This window comes from Pseudoalteromonas sp. Z1A6, assembly GCF_011378745.1.
Classification (GTDB): domain Bacteria; phylum Pseudomonadota; class Gammaproteobacteria; order Enterobacterales; family Alteromonadaceae; genus Pseudoalteromonas; species Pseudoalteromonas arctica.
Map to the genome: position 1 here is coordinate 1 of NZ_WTKW01000037.1, position 18,983 is coordinate 18,983.

20 protein-coding genes are annotated in these 18,983 nt (G+C 38.9%); 15 read left to right on the plus strand and 5 right to left on the minus strand.

The features are described 5' to 3' along the window. Nucleotides 1–53: 53 nt before the first annotated feature. Nucleotides 54–563, plus strand: coding sequence for a GNAT family N-acetyltransferase (locus GQR46_RS04105; RefSeq protein ID WP_007580595.1), 510 nt, complete (start codon nucleotides 54–56; stop codon nucleotides 561–563). A 36-nt stretch (nucleotides 564–599) separates the two neighbouring features. On the opposite strand, the gene GQR46_RS04110 is transcribed toward GQR46_RS04105, so the two are convergent. Continuing rightward, entirely contained in the window at nucleotides 600–986 is a 387-nt protein-coding gene (locus GQR46_RS04110) for an MmcQ/YjbR family DNA-binding protein (protein WP_007580596.1), read from the minus strand. Nucleotides 987–1,180: 194 nt separating this feature from the next. Between GQR46_RS04110 and yeiP the strand changes: the two genes are divergently transcribed. Both yeiP and GQR46_RS20640 read left to right on the plus strand, forming a co-directional pair. Beyond that, nucleotides 1,181–1,753 (plus strand): elongation factor P-like protein YeiP, encoded by a 573-nt coding sequence (yeiP, locus tag GQR46_RS04115; protein ID WP_007580599.1) that lies wholly within the window; start codon nucleotides 1,181–1,183, stop codon nucleotides 1,751–1,753. 140 nt (nucleotides 1,754–1,893) lie between these two features. Then, the gene (locus tag GQR46_RS20640) at nucleotides 1,894–2,088 is read left to right on the plus strand and encodes a hypothetical protein (RefSeq protein WP_007580601.1); all 195 of its coding nucleotides are present in this window, start codon (nucleotides 1,894–1,896) and stop codon (nucleotides 2,086–2,088) included. Here the strand turns inward: GQR46_RS20640 and GQR46_RS04120 are convergent. Continuing rightward, nucleotides 2,085–4,337: an EAL domain-containing protein gene (locus GQR46_RS04120; protein ID WP_165740086.1), complete on the minus strand. Its 2,253-nt coding sequence runs from the start codon at nucleotides 4,335–4,337 to the stop codon at nucleotides 2,085–2,087. The two genes, GQR46_RS20640 and GQR46_RS04120, sit on opposite strands and share 4 nt — an antisense overlap. A 54-nt stretch (nucleotides 4,338–4,391) precedes the next feature. Further along, entirely contained in the window at nucleotides 4,392–7,115 is a 2,724-nt protein-coding gene (locus tag GQR46_RS04125; RefSeq protein ID WP_165740088.1) for an insulinase family protein, read from the minus strand. Between the two features lie 192 nt (nucleotides 7,116–7,307). Between GQR46_RS04125 and sixA the strand changes: the two genes are divergently transcribed. From sixA to GQR46_RS04140, 3 genes are read left to right on the plus strand one after another with little or no spacing between them, the layout of a single operon-like run. After that, nucleotides 7,308–7,778, plus strand: coding sequence for a phosphohistidine phosphatase SixA (gene sixA, locus GQR46_RS04130; RefSeq protein WP_024608902.1), 471 nt, complete (start codon nucleotides 7,308–7,310; stop codon nucleotides 7,776–7,778). A gap of 24 nt (nucleotides 7,779–7,802) precedes the next feature. After that, nucleotides 7,803–8,156 (plus strand): RidA family protein, encoded by a 354-nt coding sequence (locus tag GQR46_RS04135; RefSeq protein WP_165729180.1) that lies wholly within the window; start codon nucleotides 7,803–7,805, stop codon nucleotides 8,154–8,156. An 8-nt stretch (nucleotides 8,157–8,164) separates the two neighbouring features. Then, nucleotides 8,165–8,902, plus strand: coding sequence for an SDR family oxidoreductase (locus tag GQR46_RS04140; protein ID WP_165729182.1), 738 nt, complete (start codon nucleotides 8,165–8,167; stop codon nucleotides 8,900–8,902). A 1-nt stretch (nucleotide 8,903) separates the two neighbouring features. Here the strand turns inward: GQR46_RS04140 and GQR46_RS04145 are convergent, their stop codons facing one another. Continuing rightward, nucleotides 8,904–9,833: an AEC family transporter gene (locus tag GQR46_RS04145; RefSeq protein ID WP_007580614.1), complete on the minus strand. Its 930-nt coding sequence runs from the start codon at nucleotides 9,831–9,833 to the stop codon at nucleotides 8,904–8,906. Nucleotides 9,834–9,860: 27 nt separating this feature from the next. Further along, the gene (gene smrB / locus GQR46_RS04150) at nucleotides 9,861–10,418 is read right to left on the minus strand and encodes an endonuclease SmrB (RefSeq protein ID WP_007377742.1); all 558 of its coding nucleotides are present in this window, start codon (nucleotides 10,416–10,418) and stop codon (nucleotides 9,861–9,863) included. Between the two features lie 152 nt (nucleotides 10,419–10,570). Between smrB and prmB the strand changes: the two genes are divergently transcribed. From prmB to GQR46_RS04195, 9 genes are all read left to right on the plus strand, one after another. Then, nucleotides 10,571–11,506, plus strand: coding sequence for a 50S ribosomal protein L3 N(5)-glutamine methyltransferase (gene prmB / locus GQR46_RS04155; protein WP_165725676.1), 936 nt, complete (start codon nucleotides 10,571–10,573; stop codon nucleotides 11,504–11,506). Between the two features lie 64 nt (nucleotides 11,507–11,570). Next, the gene (gene aroC / locus GQR46_RS04160; RefSeq protein ID WP_008138551.1) at nucleotides 11,571–12,668 is read left to right on the plus strand and encodes a chorismate synthase; all 1,098 of its coding nucleotides are present in this window, start codon (nucleotides 11,571–11,573) and stop codon (nucleotides 12,666–12,668) included. Between the two features lie 119 nt (nucleotides 12,669–12,787). Continuing rightward, nucleotides 12,788–13,165: a DUF4112 domain-containing protein gene (locus GQR46_RS04165; protein WP_007583361.1), complete on the plus strand. Its 378-nt coding sequence runs from the start codon at nucleotides 12,788–12,790 to the stop codon at nucleotides 13,163–13,165. 106 nt (nucleotides 13,166–13,271) lie between these two features. Then, entirely contained in the window at nucleotides 13,272–13,919 is a 648-nt protein-coding gene (locus tag GQR46_RS04170) for a glutathione S-transferase family protein (protein WP_165725678.1), read from the plus strand. 62 nt (nucleotides 13,920–13,981) lie between these two features. Beyond that, a complete protein-coding gene (locus GQR46_RS04175; protein WP_165740091.1) occupies nucleotides 13,982–14,443 on the plus strand; it encodes a zinc-ribbon domain containing protein in 462 nt (153 codons plus the stop codon). A 117-nt stretch (nucleotides 14,444–14,560) separates the two neighbouring features. After that, on the plus strand, nucleotides 14,561–15,115 hold the full coding sequence (locus GQR46_RS04180; RefSeq protein WP_010554670.1) for an elongation factor P hydroxylase: 555 nt from the start codon (nucleotides 14,561–14,563) through the stop codon (nucleotides 15,113–15,115). Beyond that, on the plus strand, nucleotides 15,105–16,268 hold the full coding sequence (locus GQR46_RS04185) for an ATP-NAD kinase family protein (RefSeq protein WP_165740093.1): 1,164 nt from the start codon (nucleotides 15,105–15,107) through the stop codon (nucleotides 16,266–16,268). Before GQR46_RS04180 ends, GQR46_RS04185 begins: the two co-directional genes overlap by 11 nt. Then, on the plus strand, nucleotides 16,265–16,540 hold the full coding sequence (locus tag GQR46_RS04190; protein WP_002962183.1) for a YfcL family protein: 276 nt from the start codon (nucleotides 16,265–16,267) through the stop codon (nucleotides 16,538–16,540). The genes GQR46_RS04185 and GQR46_RS04190 overlap by 4 nt, the downstream gene beginning before the upstream one ends. Nucleotides 16,541–16,683: 143 nt before the next feature. Then, nucleotides 16,684–18,237: an AbgT family transporter gene (locus tag GQR46_RS04195; RefSeq protein WP_165740095.1), complete on the plus strand. Its 1,554-nt coding sequence runs from the start codon at nucleotides 16,684–16,686 to the stop codon at nucleotides 18,235–18,237. The last annotated feature ends 746 nt before the right edge of the window (nucleotides 18,238–18,983 follow it).

Consider the following 18,983-nt stretch of genomic DNA (forward strand, 5'->3'; position numbering starts at 1 on the left):
ACCGCATTTAAATGCGGTTTTTTTATAGTTTTTATAAATAAATGAGGAGCTTAATGACATTATTTACACAAAGATTGAGCATATACCAAATGGAAGAATCTGATTGGCCTCTTTTTCTTGCGCTTCATCGCGATCCTCAAGTCCTCAAGTATTGTTTTGATATGCCAATGGAGTCACTGGTAAGAAACCGCTTTGAGATACGCTTGCCTAAGTGGAATGCTAAATCACGTCATCCCCTGTGTTTACTCATTATTAATAATCAAACAAAACAACCTGTGGGTGTTACAGGTTTTGCCTATGACGGAGAAACCGCAGAGCTTGGTTATTTATTATTGCCAGAGTATTTTAATAAAGGCTACGCGACAGAATCCCTAAGAGCTGTGATTGACTGGGCTTGGAAAGAATGTGGTATTAGGCAGTTTAAAGCAGTCGTAACGCGTGGCAATATTGGTTCTGAAAAGGTGCTTGGTAAGTGCGGTTTAACCCATACCGATACACTTTTTAAAGTGCATACAATAGGCGAAAAGTTATATGACGATTTAATTTATACGCTTAAGGTGTAGGGTTTTAATGGGCTAGTAGCCTAGCCCAAAAAGTGTTTACAAGTGAAGTGAAATAGCTTTTCGGTCTTTTTCTGGCATGTTTTCTACGACTAAATTAAATGAGTTATCAATCATTCTCTCAATTTCACCTTGTGGAATTGTGCCGTCTAAAATTACTGTGTTCCATAAGCGTTTATTCATATGGTAACCAGGGATCACTGCCGGGAAAATATCACGCAATGATATTGCTTCATCAGGATCGCACTTTAAGTTAAGCCACCAAATAACCTCACCATCATCATTAGTTTGACCGTCATTGCCAATAGCAAGAGTCGCAAACATTTTATGATTCACTTTATATACATCAACCTCTTGCGCAAATGGTTTTGTAACCTGAACAAGTGGTTTTTTAACTAAATACTCATGTACTTTTTTCTGGTCCATGATCCATTCCTTGAAGTCATACTCGGTAAAGCTACCATAGCAGTTTTTTTCACATTTGATTATATGTATTTTAGTATAAATTAAAATTTTACAAGCTAATACAACATGTAGCGTAAAACCAACGTAATTTTAGTTGAACAAAATCCAGTTCGTGGTATGTTTCTGGCAATCAAAAAAATAATAGGAATTCACACATGCCAAAGGCGAGTGATGTTAAAAAAGGTACTGCTATTGACTTCAATGGCCGCGTTTTAGTTGTAAAAGATATTGTGCGCTCTGTGCCGCAAGGTCGTGCTGGTGGTAGTTTATACCGTATGCGTTTATACGATGTGGTAACCGGTGGTAAAGTTGACGAAACATTCAAAGACAGTGACATGCTAACGCTGGCTGATTTAACACGCCGTGAAGTAATGCTATCGTACATTGATGGTGACGAGTATGTGTTCATGGATAATGAAGATTACACGCCTTATAACTTAAGCAAAGATGCTATTAGCGAAGAGATTTTATTTGTTAATGAAGAAACACAAGGCGTACACGTAATTGTTATTGATGGCGCGCCAGTAGGGCTTGATTTACCGTCAAGTGTTGAACTTGTTGTTGAAGAAACAGACCCATCTATTAAAGGTGCATCTGCGAGTGCTCGTTCAAAACCTGCACGTATGTCTACTGGCTTAAATATTTCTGTGCCAGAGCATATTTCAACAGGTGACCGTATCCGTATTAATACAGTTGAACACAAATTTATGGGCCGTGCTGAAAAGTAACGCGTAAATTATAATTTTAAAAGCCGAATCTGTGTTTAACAGGTTCGGCTTTTTTGTGCGCAGAGGATTTGTTGCTTTAAATTCAATCACGTTAGCGTTAAAATGAGCGCCGTATTTTTGAGCAACTTTAAGAGGTGACTTTGTTTATAGTTTTACTAAGCAGTGCTTTTATAGCTTTAATGTATTTAGAAGCTATTAAAAAAGGCATGCCAATTAAGCGATGGCTTATTTTAGGTGGTTTACTTGGGCCTGTGGCTTGGTGCTTGTTTAATCTACATTATCGTCGTGCCTTGGTTAGAAATGTAGGTATAAACGCATGTATATGGCGGCCCTAATTTATTGACGCCACTTTTTTATTTGCTCTAATTAAGCTTGGAGCTGCTTTAGTCTGTTGGCGTTTTAAAAATTCAGTAAACTCACTTTTTGAAAGTGGTTTAGAATAATAATAACCTTGTACTGTTTCGCAGTTTAGCTTTTTAAGTATATCAATCTGATGAGCCTGCTCAACGCCTTCTGCAACTACATGCAAATCAAGGTTATGTGCAATAGTAACTATTGAGTCGACCATGTTACGCCCACGTTCGTTGGTCATATCATCTATAAATGCTTTATCTACTTTTAGTGTATTAAGCGGAAATTGCTTTAAATACGCTAAGGAAGAATAACCCGTACCAAAATCATCCATTGCCAAATGAATACCTCGGGCACTTAACGAGCGCATAATAGCAATGGCTTCTTTAGGGTCGTCCATTACAGTACCTTCTGTTATTTCAAGTTCTAAAAAGTACGAAGGTAATTCGTTTTTTTGCAAAATAACATCAATACGTGAGGTTAAATCGGGAAGACTAAATTGCTTTGCTGATAAGTTAACGGCTACTCGGCCGCTAAATAAACCGCTATCTAGCCATTCTTTTACGTCTCGGCAGGCTTTGTTTAATACCACTTCACCAATTTCAATTATTTGGCCTGTTTCCTCGGCAATGGGTATAAATACACCAGGGCTAATAATACCTTTTTTAGGTGTAATAAAGCGAACTAATGCTTCCATGCCGGTTAGCTTGCCTGTGCGAATATTCATTTTTGGTTGGTAGTACACTTCAAAATGATCTTCTTTTAAGCCAAAGCGCATAAGGTTTTCTATTTGTAGCCGTTTAACGGCTTGGCGGTTCATTGTGTCGTTAAAAAATAGGTAACTATTACCTTTCTTTTTAGCATGATACATCGCGGTATCTGCATTTTTTAAGAGTAGTTCAGGCGTATTACCATCTTCTGGGAATAATACAATGCCTACACTTGAGGTAATTGCCAGTTCGTGGCCAGCCATTTTAAATGGTGTAGCAATAGCTGCTAAAAACTGTTTTGCCATGCGTGTAATTACATGTATGTCGTTAGTGTCAGACATTACAAGGGCAAACTCATCGCCCCCTAAACGATAAAACACATCATTTTCGCGGGTTAGTTTATTTAAGCGCATCGCTAGTTTAGCTAATAAGCTGTCACCCAGCTGATGTCCTAACGAGTCATTTATTTTTTTAAAGTTGTCTAAGTCGAACACAAGCAAGGCGTGGTGCGAGTTGAGTTTTACTAGTTTATGTAAATCGGTAAAAAATAAATTTCGGTTAGGAAGACTCGTTGTACGATCTCGGTTTGATAGATTATGCAGCTGCGATTCGGCTTTTTTACGCTCTGTTAAATCGGAATAAACCACGACATAGTTGGTTATTTGATTTTGATCGTTTTTAATTTCATCTATCGAAATTTCTATAGGCAATAAAACACGCTCACTATTACGAAGCTTCACTTCTTGTTGAATATGTTCGCGCTCTTTTACTATTTCAATAATTTTGTTTGTATAGCTTGGCTCGTACCCTGATAGGTTGAAATCTTTCCCTAAGTATTGTTCGCGTACGCCACCAAATAAGGTTAAAAAGCTGGGGTTTATATCAACCAGTTTAAAGTTTTTATCGTAAATTGCTAAAGCATCGGTGAGCGACTCAACACATTTAGCAAAAAGGTTTAAGCGCTCCTCAGTCGATTTTAACAGCGATATATCGCGAACTGTACCTGTCATTCTAAGAGGTGATAAGTTGGCGTCTTTTTCAATTATTTTTCCGCGATCGAGCACCCAGTGCCAACGCCCAAATGTATCTTTGATTCGGTAGGTGGCTTCAAAAAAAGCAGACTGCTCTGCAAAATGCACTTTTAATAAGTGTTCAACGTTATTAATATCGTGAGGGTGAATAAGGCCTTTGTTTGGCGGAAACCCCATTAACGTCGTGGCGTCCATTAAGTATTTATCGTTAATACGAATGACTTCGCCTGTTTTTATGTTCCAATCCCATAGAGTATCGCCGCTACCTTCAACGGTGCTTTTTAAGCGTTTTTCCGAAAGGCGGAGCTGGCGGCGCGAACGCCTAAGTTTGTGGATTACAAATAACAGGTAGGGCAAAGCAAGCGCTATAATGGCGCTTGCTAGAATGAGTATATTGTCGGAGTTGTAATTAAATGAAGACTCAAAGGCAAATAGCTCAAATGAGTAAGCAAGTACTACAAGCATGTTTAGCTTTATTATTATTTTTATCATTTTTTGATTACTTCTAATTTACAAATGATAATTTAAAACAAGCTAAACCTAGTGTCAAAGAGATTGAGAGTAAACGGGCATATTTTGAGATTTAGTGACTTTTGCCGAGCTTAAAAGCTCATATCTTGGTCTATTATCATCAAATAGGCTTAGTGCATAAATTTTAATTTCTTTTAGTGTTAGTGCGTTTAGGGCATCTAAAAGTCGCTGTTGCATATGAAATTCATGATCTCTGTTACCAATAGCAAGCCATAACCGTTGTGAGCGCAGGCGCAGATTTTTATCTTTTTCTGCAATATGTGTACTTAGGCCATGCTTTTGCTGTTGCCAATCGTTTTCATCAAGCGCATCAATGTTATCAAGATAATTTTTAATAAAGTGGTTGTGGCGGTGCAATAGTGTTTTTGCATCAAACTTAGGTGACTGCACGTAAAAGGCGATGCCAGCACGTGTATTAAAAGGTGCATAACCTGCGCCTACTAAGTAGCCTAGCTGTTGTGTTGTTCGTAATTCGTTAAAGTAATCTTGATTGATTAAATGATTTAACGCCATCATTTTTACTTTTTCGGCCACGCAATCCGTTTGCGCTTGATAGTAAATAACCATTGCATGGTCGTTACAAGGAAGCTCTAACTCGTAGCGAGTTACTTTTTCAATTTCAAAAAGAGGGCGTCTTAAATCTTCAATTATGGTTGCGTTTTTTAAGTGATTTGCGACCTTTTTTTGAAAGGCTATTGCATCACTTTGCTGCCAGTTACCATGTAAAAATGATTCAACATGTAGTGCTTTAAAAAAGTCTGTTCTGAACTCATTAAATTGCTGAAAACAGGTGTTTTTTAATGCCGATGCAAGCTCCCCAGGTTGTGGGTTCCAAGGCATTATTTTTGCGCCTAAAATGCTAAATAACTCACTGACTGGTTTGTTTTGGTTGCTATTGCGCCAATGCCTTACAAGCTGTTTTTTATATTCAGCAAAGCGTTTTGCACAGATCTCTACATTAAATAAAGCATCTATTAATTGATCAACAAGCTCTAACTGGCTAGATGAAAGCCCCGCGGTATGTAGAGTTAATCCACCTTGATGCGAGGTTAAGTGGTAGCTAAGTCCCGCAAGTTCTGCTGGATAAAATTGCTCGCCCACACTATCCATAAATAAATCTGTAAATAAGCGGGTGAGTGCCATATGTTTTACATCTTTTACGGCAAAATCAGAATCCATGGCCAAATAAAAATGGCCTTTAGCAACGCGAAATGTATTGTCTTGTTTAAACCAAAAATCAAAACCGGGTTCTTTTACTAATAACTCGGGTTTTGTTTGTGGTTTTACGACATCAAATAACACCACTTCTTTTGTTAAATAAGGATTAGCTGTAGGTAGCAGCATTTCGCTCAACGGCTTATTTATCTCGCTAAGGGCATCAAGCCAACTAGGTGAAATATGTTCTACTTTATATGGTGTGTTGTACCATGCCGTTTTATGTTCAGGCTCTACATCTGGATGTATAAGTACGATGCGCATATTATGTGGCGTTAACCACTGCATGGCCATTTCGTGGGTCGCTTTTTTAAAGCCTTCCATTAAATAGTCGCCTTGCACGTAGTTTGCTTCATCGTAATGCTGCATATTAATGCTTAAATTACTGACCCAATCAATCAGGCGTGACTTTTCTTGGTTATCGAATGCTATTTGTAATAGATTTTTTTTATCTTGGTATAAGCGTGGCAATTTTTCGGTGTTATCGTTAATTAAGCAAATGTATTCAAACACCATTTCAATAATGTCTTCGAAGTATTCAATACCTTCATCGGTAAGCGCTAAGCTAATATTAAAATCTTTAAAGTTGCTGCCATTAATACCACCGCCAGCAGAAAGTGCATTGATCCAGCCTTGCTCTTTTAAAATAGAATAAAGAGAACCCGCGCCTTCATAGCCAAGTAAGTGGGCAATAAAACTTACTGTTTTATGGCGATAAAAGTCGTCAATATTAGGCATAGCAAAACTTATAATAAGTTTTTGCATATGCTTATGTGGCTCAATATGGAGTATTTTTCCTATGTCTTGTTTGCGATAAAGTGGCTCACTGATCTCTGGCTTTTTAAGGTTTTTGTTGCCGTTAATTGCGCCAAAGTAAGTTTGAGTCCAGCTTTGTAGTGTATCTAGTGTTTCGTTTGCGCAAATAACTAAAGTCATCCACTGAGCTTGGTACTGGCTATTAAAAAAGTCACGAAGCTCATCACTAATACATCGCTCTCTGTCAGCTAAGGTTTGTAGGTTTCCTACAGAAAATTTAGCAAATGGATGAGCAGGGTTTACCGTTTCTTTGTGGGCTTGATAAATACGGCGACCGTCGTCTTTTATTTTTAGTTTAAACTCGGCTTCAATTGCGTTACGTTCTTTTTCTGTTTCGGCTGAATTTAAAAGAGGCGCAATAAAAAAGCGGCTAAATTGGGTAAGTGCTTGTTCAAATTCTTGATTGTTAATATCAAAAAAGTAACAGGTATGCTCAGTGCCGGTCCACGCATTGGTGTTGCCGCCAGCTTGCGAAACAAAATTATTAAAACTACCTGAATCTGGATACTGGTCAGTGCCTAAAAAAAGCATGTGCTCTAAAAAGTGTGCTAGGCCTTGCCTATCAAGAGGGTCGTCAAAATGTCCGGCGTTAACTGCCATTGATGCTGCCGCTTTTGTAGAATCTTTATCTTGCACTAATAGTACTTTTAGACCATTGTCCAGTGTAAAGGCGCGGTATGCTCTGTTATCATTGCGGCTGATATTCAAATGATGCTCCTGAAACTAAACGTTTACTTGTTAACAACAGATGATGGCTTCAGGAAAGCGAAGTACAGCTTAAAGATTTACCTGAATCTCATGAAAGAACTATTTTAGAAATAAATAGATTTATATTGTTAATATAGCTGACAAACGGGCAAACTGGCTACTGTTTTATATTCTTTAATCGGTTGATTTTTTATGAAAACAATCCTAATAATGCGCCACGGCGAAGCAACACCCATGCAGGCTGATGATGCAGGTAGAAATTTAACCCAAGCAGGGCACGATGAAGCTGAAAAAATGGGCCTTTGGCTCAGTAAAGCACATTACCCTGATGCACTGTTAGTTAGTCCTTACATTCGAGCACAGCAAACAGCTGCAGGTGTGGCTAAAAATAACGTATTTAAATTTAGCGAAACCACGTCTGATATAATTCCCGAAGGCAAACCTCAAATTGCTGCTGACTACATCGAAACACTTATTGCTACTCACCCCCAATGCAATACATGGCTTGTTGTATCACATATGCCTATTGTAAGTTATTTAGTGGACCAGTTAAGCCCTGGCAATATGCCCATTTTTAATACGGGTGCTGTTGCTGTTATTAGTTACGATGAGCAAACCCAGCGTAGTAGTTATTTAAGTATAAATGCCCCAGAAAACGTTTAAATATAAATAATTGAGTAAAGTAAAATGACAATAGAACGTTTACAAACAGGTGCGCGCATGAGCCGCATTGTAAAACATAACGGCACTGTGTATTTATGTGGGCAGGTATGCGCCGACGCGCAAAAAGATATCAAAGAACAAACTCAAACTATGCTTGATAAAGTAGAGGCATTGCTTGATGAAGCGGGAAGTTCAAAAGAACATATGCTTAGCGCGACTATTTATGTAAAGAGCATGGAATACTTTGCTGATATGAATGCAGTATGGGATGCATGGGTACCCGAGGGTTGTGCACCAGCACGTGCCTGTGTGGAAGCTAAAATGGCACGTGATGCACTGCTTGTTGAAATTTCAGTAGTCGCAGCTTTAAAAGAATAATAGCTTTAATGACTCGCTCCCCCGTTGTACTTATCACAGGCTCTAGTCGAGGTATTGGCGCAGCTACTGCACTATATTTTGCAAAGCATGGTTATGATGTTTGCATTAATTATAAAGCTGATTTAGCTAGTGCGAAGCTAGTAGCCGATCAAGTCAGAAGCTCTGGCGTTAGGGCTCAAGTTATAAAAGCAGATGTGTCGAAAGAGGCAGATGTTTTGGCGTTATTTGACTTTATTGATAAAGAGTTAGGTCAACTTGATGTACTAATAAATAACGCCGGTATTTTAAAACCACAAATGCCTTTGTTAGAAATGAGTGCTGAGCGCATAAACGAAGTTTTGACTACAAATATTACCAGTGCTTTTTTATGTAGTCGTGAGGCAATAAAGCGAATGGGAAATGGCGGTAGTATTGTTAATGTTTCATCGGGGGCCGCTAAAACGGGCTCTCCTAATGAGTACATTGATTATGCAGCATCTAAAGGTGCAATGGACACATTTACTATTGGCTTGGCAAAAGAGGTGGCAAGTAAAGGTATTCGTGTTAACTCTGTTAGACCTGGGCTTATTTACACTGATATGCATAGTGATGGCGGCGAAAAAAATCGAGTCGATCGTCTTAAAAGTAAATTACCCCTTGGCAGAGGCGGTACACCCGAGGAAGTTGCTGCAGCAATTTACTTTTTAGCTTCGGAGCACGCTTCTTTTACAACGGGTAGTTTTGTTGATGTAGCCGGCGGTTTGTAAGCTAAAGTAATAAAGCTAGCCAAAACGTAAAGCTAATAACACTTAAGATAGTAGAAAGTACGACAGCCCCAGCAAGAGTAGCTTCATGCTGCTTTATTTGACTCGCAATAAGATAAGCATTTACGCCAACAGGGGACGCACTTAAAAGTACCAATACATTAAGTATTTGCGTGTCTAGCTTAAATACATAGGTGCCTACCAATAAAACTAACGCAGGCAATAAAAATATTTTTAAAATTGATGCTATTAACGCGGGTTGCCAATTTGCTGCTATTTTATAAAAAGCTAAATTAGCACCAAGTACAAATAGCGCACAGGCAATTGCTGGTTTAGCTAATAGATCCAAACTATTTGCTAAGTCGGTGAATAGTGTTACTCCTAAAATGTTTAATATAAGCCCGCATCCAATACTCAGTACTATTGGATTTAACACCATACTTTTTCCAAAGTGCGACCACGAAAATTTATCGCTGCTGCCTTTAGCGCCTATTAAAAAAGTAAGTGCAAATAACAATGTGCTATGAAAAGTAATGATCATAAACGCAATGGCTATCATCTCTTTGCCAAGCGATGCAATAACAATAGGAATACCCACTAACACCATATTTGAATAGCTAGAAGCAAGTCCAAAGACGCCGTGTTGTTGGTAATTTTTTAAATACTTTTTATTTAAATAAAAGCGGTCAATTAAAATACCCACCCCAAATACACTCAGAACCGGTATGTAAAAACTCAAAAATGCAAAAAGGCTAATGCTTTGCTGTAAGTTAATTTGCGACATATTTAACAATAAAAAAGCAGGCAAACTAATATAAAAAGTAAATTTACTTAAGCCTGCAATATGCTGCTTTTCGAAAAATTTTAATCGGCAACAGCTGTAACCAAACGCCACAATAAAAATGAGCGGAAAAATAATTGAAAAAATATGCACGAAGTTACATCCTAGTAATAGCTAAAGTTAGCGTCTAAATTCATCACTTTGCGGTAAATTAATTAGTATGAGTACTGCGCCTCTACCACCATATTCGAGAGGGGCTTGGTGCATCGCTATTACGTCAGGGTGCTGTACTAAGTACTGAGGCACTTTGTGCTTTAGTACGCCGCCGCCAATACCGTGCACTACACATGCACAATAGTAATGCTGCTTTTTACATTCGTGAATGAGTCCAGCGAGTTCATCTTTAGCAAGTTCTTTATTTAAGCCATGTAAATCTAGCGTCAAATCGGGTGCAAAGTCACCACGGCGAAGCTGTTTAGCTAGGAAGGTATCTTGGCCTGGTTTTACATATTTAACCGTGCCGTGGGTGTCTATATCGGGAATATAAACGTCTGAGAAGAAAAATTCAGATTGAGCCTGCTTTTTTTGCTGGGCAAATTGCTTAGCTTGTGACACCTTAGGCTTTGTATCAAAACGATGAGTATCTTGTTTAAATACTTTGGCGCCTGTGATCGTTTGACGAAATAAGCTTATGTCGTCATTGCTTAGGGACGAATGTGATGGAGTGTCTTTTTTCATAACTATTACCTAAACAAAAAAACGTAAAAACGCAGCGCAAAAGGCGGTACAATACTTAAATGAGGGGCAATTGTAATTTGCCCAGCGCAGATAGGCAATGCAATCGTCTTAAAGACTCAAAACAGTCAGTAAGCTAATACAGGTAAAAATATATGAGCGATTTACAAATAGAAGAAGCAACACTCGAAGAAGCCGTTGCAGAACTGTCAACTTTACATGACTGGTTACGTTGGACTACAAGCCAATTTGCAAGTAGTAGTATATTTTTTGGACACGGTACAGATAACGCATGGGATGAAGCTGTAAGCTTATTACTGCCTGCGCTTAGCTTGCCTGTTGATGCGCCAAAAGAATTAATGCACGCGCGTTTAACAAGCACAGAAAAAAACCGACTTGCGGGTCTTATTGCAGAACGTATTAACGACTGCACACCAGTACCTTACTTAACAAACATTGCATGGTTTGCGGGTATGCCATTTTATGTGGATGAACGTGTACTTATACCTCGCTCACCGTTTGCTGAGCTTATCAGCAACCGCTTTACACCCTGGCTTGAAGAGCCACAATCGGTTAACCGTATATTAGATTTATGTACAGGTTCGGGTTGTATCGCAATTGCACTTGCGCAAGCTTTTGAGCAGGCACAAGTTGATGCGGTAGATATATCGTATGAAGCGCTTGAAGTGACAGACATTAACATTAACGATTACATGTTAACTGATCGTGTGTTACCTATTCAGTCTGATGTATTTAGCGGTGTACCAGGTCAAAAATACGACCTAATAGTAGCAAACCCACCATATGTTGATGCAGAAGATATGGCTGACTTACCACGTGAATTTCATCATGAACCAGAGCTTGGGCTTGCATCAGGCCACGATGGTTTAGATGTAACCCGTACTATTTTAAGTGAAGCGAGTGAACACCTAACTGATAACGGTTTGTTATTTGTAGAAGTTGGTAACTCTATGGTACATATGGATGCACTGTATCCGGGCGCGCCGTTTGAATGGATTGAATTTGAACAAGGCGGCTTAGGTGTATTTGTAATTAGCAAAAAGCAGCTAGATGAGTATTTTGCAAAATAAGTAAAAAATGAATAGCCAAGCCGTGTGCTTGGCTATTGGTAGTCATTAGGAATGAGGAAAGTTAATGGCAGGAAATAGCATTGGACAGTTATTTAAAGTGTCCACCTTTGGTGAGAGCCACGGCGTTGCATTAGGCGGCGTTGTTGATGGTACTCCCGCAGGTCTTGAAATCACAGAGGCCGACTTACAAATTGATTTAGATCGCCGAAAACCAGGCCAAAGCCGTTATACAACGCAGCGCCGTGAAAGCGATCAAATAAAAATATTAGCAGGCGTTTTTGAAGGTAAAACCACAGGTACTAGCATTGGTTTATTAATTGAAAACACCGATCAACGTTCGCAAGATTACGGCAAAATTAAAGATGTATTTCGCCCAGGTCATGGCGATTACACGTATTGGCATAAGTACGGCCTGCGCGATTATCGTGGTGGCGGCCGTTCCTCTGCACGTGAAACCGCAATACGCGTAGCGGCAGGCGCTATCGCTAAAAAATACTTAAAGCAATTTCATGGTATTGAAGTTAAAGCATGCTTAAGCCAGCTAGGTCCTATTAAGGCGGAAACGTTTGATTGGGACGAAGTTGAAAATAACTTATTCTTCTTCCCTGATGCAAGTAAGCTTGAAGCGCTTGACGAATATATGCGTGACCTTAAAAAGCAAGGTGACTCAGTTGGCGCTAAAGTAAAAGTAGTGGCAAGCAACGTACCAGTAGGTCTTGGTGAGCCAGTATTTGACCGCCTTGACGCTGAACTTGCACACTCATTAATGAGTATTAATGCAGTTAAAGGCGTGGAAATTGGTGATGGCTTTGATGTAGTTGAGCAAAAAGGCTCTGAGCATCGCGACGAGCTAACCCCTGAAGGTTTTACATCAAACCATGCAGGTGGCGTACTTGCGGGTATTTCGACAGGGCAAGATATTATTGCTTCTATTGCGCTAAAACCAACGTCGAGTATTACCATCCCAGGTAACAGCATTAATACAAGCAACGAAGCGGTTGAGATGATCACCAAAGGTCGTCACGATCCGTGTGTGGGTATTCGTGCAATCCCGATTGCTGAGGCAATGATGGCTATTACATTAATGGATCATTTACTGCGCCAACGCGGACAAAATCCACATGTAAACCACGAACACGGGCCAATTAACGGCTCTGTGTAAGTATTTATAATTATAAAAAACGCGGACTACCGCGTTTTTTTATGTCTGTAATTTAGTTTAAAGCCTTTCAGGAGTTGTTCAAGTAGGCCCTATATACTGCAAAAAGGAGGGTAGTAATCATGAACGATAATATTAATGAACACTCACAAATGAAAGCCCAAGCTGCAATAGCCCGCTTAGAGCGATTCAGTAAGTTAACTGATAGCAGCATTGGCATTCCTTTTACTAAATTTAATATAGGTTTGGAGGCTGTGATTGGTTTAATTCCCGTTATAGGTGATGCCGCAGGGCTAATTTTATCAAGTTATGTGCTGATAGAAGCCCAGCGTTTAGGTGTGAGTAAACGTATAAAGACTAAGATGATTATCAATATGCTCATAGACTTTGTGGGCGGTTTAGTGCCATTTTTTGGTGATATTTTTGATGCCTTTTTTAAAGCTAACACGCGTAATACACAACTATTAAAAAAGCATTTAAACAAGCAGTTGAGTGAGTAATTAATAGCTTTAAGTAACAGTTAGCAAAGAGACTTTAAACAAAATGTTGTTGGTTGTTAAATCACCTAGTATGGTAGGAGCGTCTATTCACTTTGGTATTTACAATATGCAATTATTTATCGGTAATAAAAACTACTCTAGCTGGTCATTACGCGCATGGTATTTAATGAGTAAATTTGATGTTGAGTTTAGTGAAACCCAGCTAGTACTCGACACCCCCGACTTTTACAATGAACTAAAAAAGACCTTTGCTTTGCAAAAAGTCCCAGCGTTAATTGATGGCGATTTACAGGTATGGGATTCGCTAGCAATTTGTGAATATATTAACGATGCTTACTTATCAGGCGCTGCATGGCCAAAATATATTACCCAAAGAGCTAAAGCGCGTGCACTAAGCGCTGAAATGCATTCAGGCTTTGTGGCACTGCGCAGTGAAATGCCAATGAATATAAGAGCAACCCGTAAAGTAGACCTATCGAGCGAAGCACTAAAAGACATAGCCCGTATAGACGAAATATTTGCACAGCAACAAGATGTGTTTCCAAATGAGTGGTTTTTTGGTGACTTTAGTATTGCTGATGCCATGTATGTGCCTGTTGTACTGCGCTTAAAAACCTATCAAATTACGTTATCGCCAGAGGCACAGCAATATTGTGACTTTGTTATGCGCTGCCCAGTATTGCAAGCATGGATCACTCAGGCATTAACCGAGACCGATATTGTAGAGTGTGATGAAGCAGGAACGCCTGTATAATTATTGTTTTCTTATATGGCATGTTTTATACCTTAAAATCATAAGTTTAAACTAGGCAGCTCATGTATCTAAATCACCCAAGGTATGGCAATACACCAATAACTACCAATACCCCAGTGACAATAGAGGCGATAGAGAATGCGCACTGGCGTTACTCGAGCCTTAAATACTTCCCTAATACGGTAATATTGGCTGATATAAAAAAGCAAAACTATGCCATTTATCCTCGGGCACTTTATGTTGATATTGAAGAGAAGTGCGGGACTTGCTCTAAGGCATTTATTTTTTTTGCTCAAGAGCAGCAATATTGGTTTGAAACATTAAGATTTTGGGTCGATTCACACTGTACTCATTGCTTTGAATGCCGTAGACATGCCAGATATATACTAACTCTACGTAAACGGTACGATATGTTAACTAGCTTAGCCAATAAAACCTCAGGTGAAAAAACACAGGGTAAAGAACTTGGTAATACTCTTTACTGTTTAGGTATTATTAAAAATATCAATAAAGTGAAAGATTAGTCCGCTTATATTTTACTATCACGCCTTATTTTTACTTTAGTTGTAAAAGCCCGTACAATTCGTCTCGTTTTTACTGCGCAAAATAGCGCTATAACCGAGACTAATTAGCCTAATTTTATGCATCAAATAGCTGATCTAATTTCAATTTTTGAACGCACTTTTTATCAAAGTCATAATACATGTCTGATAAAAGGCGATTTTGAACCTGTGTATTTACCAGCAACAGAGCACGTGCCATATCACCAAGTTGTATTTGCGCATGGTTTTTACGCGAGTGCATTACATGAGGTTGCACACTGGTTGGTTGCAGGCGATGAACGTCGTTTATTAGAAGATTACGGCTATTGGTATTGTCCTGATGGGCGCGACAAACAAAAACAAGCTGAGTTTGAAAACGTAGAAGTAAAGCCTCAAGCTATAGAGTGGTTATTAAGCACCGCAGCAGGGTTTAATTTTAATGTGTCGGTGGATAACTTAAACGGCGAGCAAACATGTCGGTTTGATTTTCAGCAGCGAGTACATGCACGTGTATTATCGTTAATCGAAAATGGCTTTAACTCTCGTACAGAGTCACTTTTAAAAGCACTCTCTGATTTTTATAATACACAGTGGCCATTAACAGCGCAGCAATTTAATTGGCAACATCCGAAGGAGCTTTGTAATGGCGTTTAAATTAGGTTTAATTGTAAACCCAGTAGCAGGTTTAGGCGGAACAGTTGCCTTAAAAGGTAGTGATGGCGCACACACAGCCGCTAAAGCAATCGAATTAGGTGCAGAACCCAAAGCAAATAGCCGAACAAAAGCAGCGCTTGAAGTGCTATTGCCTTATAAAGAACGCTTAACCATTTACACCGTTAACGGTGACATGGGTGAGCAAACAGCCAAAGCTTTGGGCTTTAATGTAGAGGTTGTATACAACTCTGCAGTAATAACAACCCCAGATGACACAGAACAAGCAGCAAAAGTACTTAAAGACTCAGGTGTCGATTTAGTTTTATTTGCTGGAGGCGATGGTACAGCGCGTAATATTTGCCATGCAATCGAAGATACCATTCCCGTACTTGGTATTCCTGCAGGCTGTAAAATTCATTCTGGTGTATACGCCATTACACCAAAAGCTGCAGGGCGCGTAGTCGAAATGCTGGTTAAGGGGGAGTTAGTTACCTTAGCTGATGCAGATGTAATGGATATAGATGAAGATGCCTTTAGACAAGGCACAGTAAAAGCAAAGCGCTACGGCGAAATGCAAACACCTAGCGAAGTACGCTATATGCAAGCGGTTAAAAATGGCGGTAAAGAAACCGACGAACTCGTACTTGCCGACATTGCAGCGCATGTTGTATCGCAAATGGATGAAGACACATTTTATATAATGGGTAGCGGCTCAACGGTTGAAGCCATAATGGAAGAAATGGGTCTTGAGAATACGTTGCTTGGCGTTGATTTAATAAAAGATCAAACCTTAGTTGCTCAAGATTTAACGGCGAAGCAATTACTTGAGCTTACTCATGAGCAAAGTACTAAGTTAGTCATTACGCTCATTGGCGGGCAAGGGCATATATTTGGCCGTGGTAATCAGCAATTGAGCCCTGCGCTTATACGTGCAATTGGCAAAGAAAACATTATTGTAGTAGCAACAAAAACAAAACTACAAGCGCTTAATAGCCGCCCCCTTATTTGTGACACCGGCGATGGCGAATTAGATGATGAATTAACGGGTTATATTAAAGTAACCACCGGATTTAACGACCATATTATGTATGCAGTAGGGCACCAAAACCTTGAAAATACAGGTGTTTTACAAAACCAGGAGATTAATAAATGAGTTTAGTGAACTATATCGATGCAGCCCAGCAGTACTTCGATGATTTAGTAATAAAAGCAACTGACGATGAGTTATTTGCAGGCGGCTATTTACGAGGTCATTTTGATCTTGCAGTTGGTTATGCCGAAGTAGAAAAGCTGACAATCAGTATAGATGAGCTAAACGAAACTGTAGAGCAGAGCTTAGTTAAAGCGTATCGTAATGGTGAGCTTAACGAAGAAGATAAGACATTAGTTGCACGCTTGTGGGAAGAAGTTAAAGCCCTCGCTTAAAAGTAAGTGATACAAAAAACACGATTTGTTTATCACTATCGTGTTTTTTTGTGTCCAAAACTTTTAAAGCTAATTTTTATGTTAATTTACTGTTTTGTTTTTATGCGATATTGTTACTAAAAATAAATTTAGGAACAATAAGAATGAATAATAATCAAGACGCTTTACCTTCAGGGGTTGTTGCGCGTTTTTTAAATTTTGTTGAACGGGTTGGCAATAAGCTTCCAGATCCAGCCGTAATATTTCTGTTCGCAATGTTATTAATTTGGTTTTTGTCGTGGTGGTTTTCAGGCGTGAGTTTTGATGCAATAGACCCACGAACTGGCGAAGCGATTATTATTAATAATATGCTGGCAAGTGATTCGCTCGCAACCTTTTTATCCTCTATGGTAAAAACCTTTACCGGCTTCGCTCCCTTAGGTGTCGTTTTAGTAGCTATGTTAGGTGTCGGTGTTGCAGAGCATTCGGGCTTCATTAATACCGGTCTTAAGTTAATGCTTAAAGTTACTCCTAAAAAGCTATTAACGCCTTCAATCATTTTAGTAGCCATTGTGAGCCATACCGCTACTGACGCAGGTTATGTATTAGTTATTCCACTTGCCGGTGTTATATTTTATGCTGCAGGACGCCATCCGCTTGCGGGTATTGCAGCTGCATTTGCAGGAGTCAGTGGTGGTTTTGGGGCTAACTTTATTCCATCAGGGATTGATCCATTGCTACAAAGCTTTACCCAAAGTGCGGCGCAAATAATTAATCCTGCAATAACAATTAACCCGTTAAATAACTGGGCATTTGCTTCAGCATCTAGCTTATTTATTGTGGCATTAGGCTGGTACATTACCGATAAAATTATTGAACCACGTTTACAAAAAACAGCAGTTGATGGTGCTAAAGAGGATGTACCTGTATTTGAAGATGCACGTAGTGATGAAAAACGTGCCTTTTATATAGCTAGTACCGTGATGATTGCAGGACTTGCGTTATTAGCATTTGTCTCTGCTCCAGACGATTCTGCAATGCGCAGTAGTGACGGATCCCTTACTAATTTTAGCTCTCCTTTAATGCAATCAATTGTACCACTAATATTTTTACTTTTTTGGCTACCTGGCACAGTATATGGTTTTACGGTAGGTACCTTTAAAACTTCAAAAGATATGATTGATGCAATGAGTAAAGCGATGAGCGGCATGGCATATTATATCGTCATGGCGTTTTTCTGTTCGCTATTTATTGCTGCATTTAGTAAATCAAATTTAGGTGCATTACTCGCAATCGAAGGTGCGCAGTTATTAAAGGCGATGGAATTGCCAAGTGCAGTAACGGTTGTGGGCATTATCTTTTTAACTGGCTTTGTTAACTTGTTTGTAGGTTCAAGTTCAGCAAAATGGGCATTACTTGGCCCTATTTTTGTACCGATGTTAATGCAACTTGGCATTTCACCAGACTTAACTCAAGCCGCTTATCGTGTAGGTGACTCAAGTTCTAATATTATTACACCGTTAATGCCTTATTTCCCATTAGTGGTGGTGTACTGTCAAAAGTATGTGAAAGGCACCGGTATAGGTACTTTAATTGCTATTATGCTACCGTACTCAATCGCCTTTATGATTGGCTGGAGTATCTTTTTATTAGGTTACTGGGCACTTGGTATTCCACTAGGGCTTGATGCAAGCTACATTTATCCAGCATTGCCTTAACCTAAACCTTGATTTATGAACCTCACTCACTTGAGTGAGGTTTTTAAATAAAAGTTCTGTAATGTAAAAGTAAGTCTAAGTTACCTTTCTAAATCTCTCACTATATAGCCAAATAAGTTGGCCTCACCAACAATATACACATAATCGTTTTTGTTGTTCATTATTGTAGACTTAGCGTCGTACCACCTAAAATCATGAATTTTATTCGTTTTAGGGTCTTTGAAGTATAAATGAGTACAACTATCTTCATACTCGGTGCCACATTTTTGTACATCGGTCAGTATATATTCCTTATACCAATAGCCGCCTTGCGTGTAGTAAGCCCATAATTTAATGGGATCAGAGATAAAAATATAGAGTATTCCATAGATTAATAAAGGGGATAATGGGTACATGAAAATGGATGCCAATTTCATTTTTGTATCTGAAAAATTGTATTTAAGTGATTCTCTATATTTACTGCAGCGTTTGTATTTATTGAATATAAGTATATTTAAATAGATAAATAGTGCGCAACAGATAATAGGGACGGCTATAAAGAAAACAACGTCGTATAGCTCATTTGAGATGAATGGTGGATCTGTAAAGTCCATTAAAATAGGAATAGTGATGCATAATAAAATGGAGAGTATTATTGCTACAAAGAGCAAGTTGTCGTAAATCTTTTTCAATTTTTAATTCATCCGTGAACTATAGCCTTTGTTTAGTTTACAGAATTTTTGTTATTTTAAAAATCAGAGGAATAT

Bases quoted from the DNA above. Each gene is read 5' to 3' on its own strand.
- GQR46_RS04105 (WP_007580595.1), top strand. From the start codon at position 54: ATGACATTATTTACACAAAGATTGAGCATATACCAAATGGAAGAATCT.
- GQR46_RS04110 (WP_007580596.1), bottom strand. From the start codon at position 986: ATGGACCAGAAAAAAGTACATGAGTATTTAGTTAAAAAACCACTTGTT.
- yeiP (WP_007580599.1), top strand. From the start codon at position 1,181: ATGCCAAAGGCGAGTGATGTTAAAAAAGGTACTGCTATTGACTTCAAT.
- GQR46_RS04120 (WP_165740086.1), bottom strand. From the start codon at position 4,337: ATGATAAAAATAATAATAAAGCTAAACATGCTTGTAGTACTTGCTTAC.
- sixA (WP_024608902.1), top strand. From the start codon at position 7,308: ATGAAAACAATCCTAATAATGCGCCACGGCGAAGCAACACCCATGCAG.
- GQR46_RS04135 (WP_165729180.1), top strand. From the start codon at position 7,803: ATGACAATAGAACGTTTACAAACAGGTGCGCGCATGAGCCGCATTGTA.
- GQR46_RS04140 (WP_165729182.1), top strand. From the start codon at position 8,165: ATGACTCGCTCCCCCGTTGTACTTATCACAGGCTCTAGTCGAGGTATT.
- smrB (WP_007377742.1), bottom strand. From the start codon at position 10,418: ATGAAAAAAGACACTCCATCACATTCGTCCCTAAGCAATGACGACATA.
- prmB (WP_165725676.1), top strand. From the start codon at position 10,571: ATGAGCGATTTACAAATAGAAGAAGCAACACTCGAAGAAGCCGTTGCA.
- aroC (WP_008138551.1), top strand. From the start codon at position 11,571: ATGGCAGGAAATAGCATTGGACAGTTATTTAAAGTGTCCACCTTTGGT.
- GQR46_RS04165 (WP_007583361.1), top strand. From the start codon at position 12,788: ATGAACGATAATATTAATGAACACTCACAAATGAAAGCCCAAGCTGCA.
- GQR46_RS04170 (WP_165725678.1), top strand. From the start codon at position 13,272: ATGCAATTATTTATCGGTAATAAAAACTACTCTAGCTGGTCATTACGC.
- GQR46_RS04175 (WP_165740091.1), top strand. From the start codon at position 13,982: ATGTATCTAAATCACCCAAGGTATGGCAATACACCAATAACTACCAAT.
- GQR46_RS04180 (WP_010554670.1), top strand. From the start codon at position 14,561: ATGCATCAAATAGCTGATCTAATTTCAATTTTTGAACGCACTTTTTAT.
- GQR46_RS04185 (WP_165740093.1), top strand. From the start codon at position 15,105: ATGGCGTTTAAATTAGGTTTAATTGTAAACCCAGTAGCAGGTTTAGGC.
- GQR46_RS04190 (WP_002962183.1), top strand. From the start codon at position 16,265: ATGAGTTTAGTGAACTATATCGATGCAGCCCAGCAGTACTTCGATGAT.
- GQR46_RS04195 (WP_165740095.1), top strand. From the start codon at position 16,684: ATGAATAATAATCAAGACGCTTTACCTTCAGGGGTTGTTGCGCGTTTT.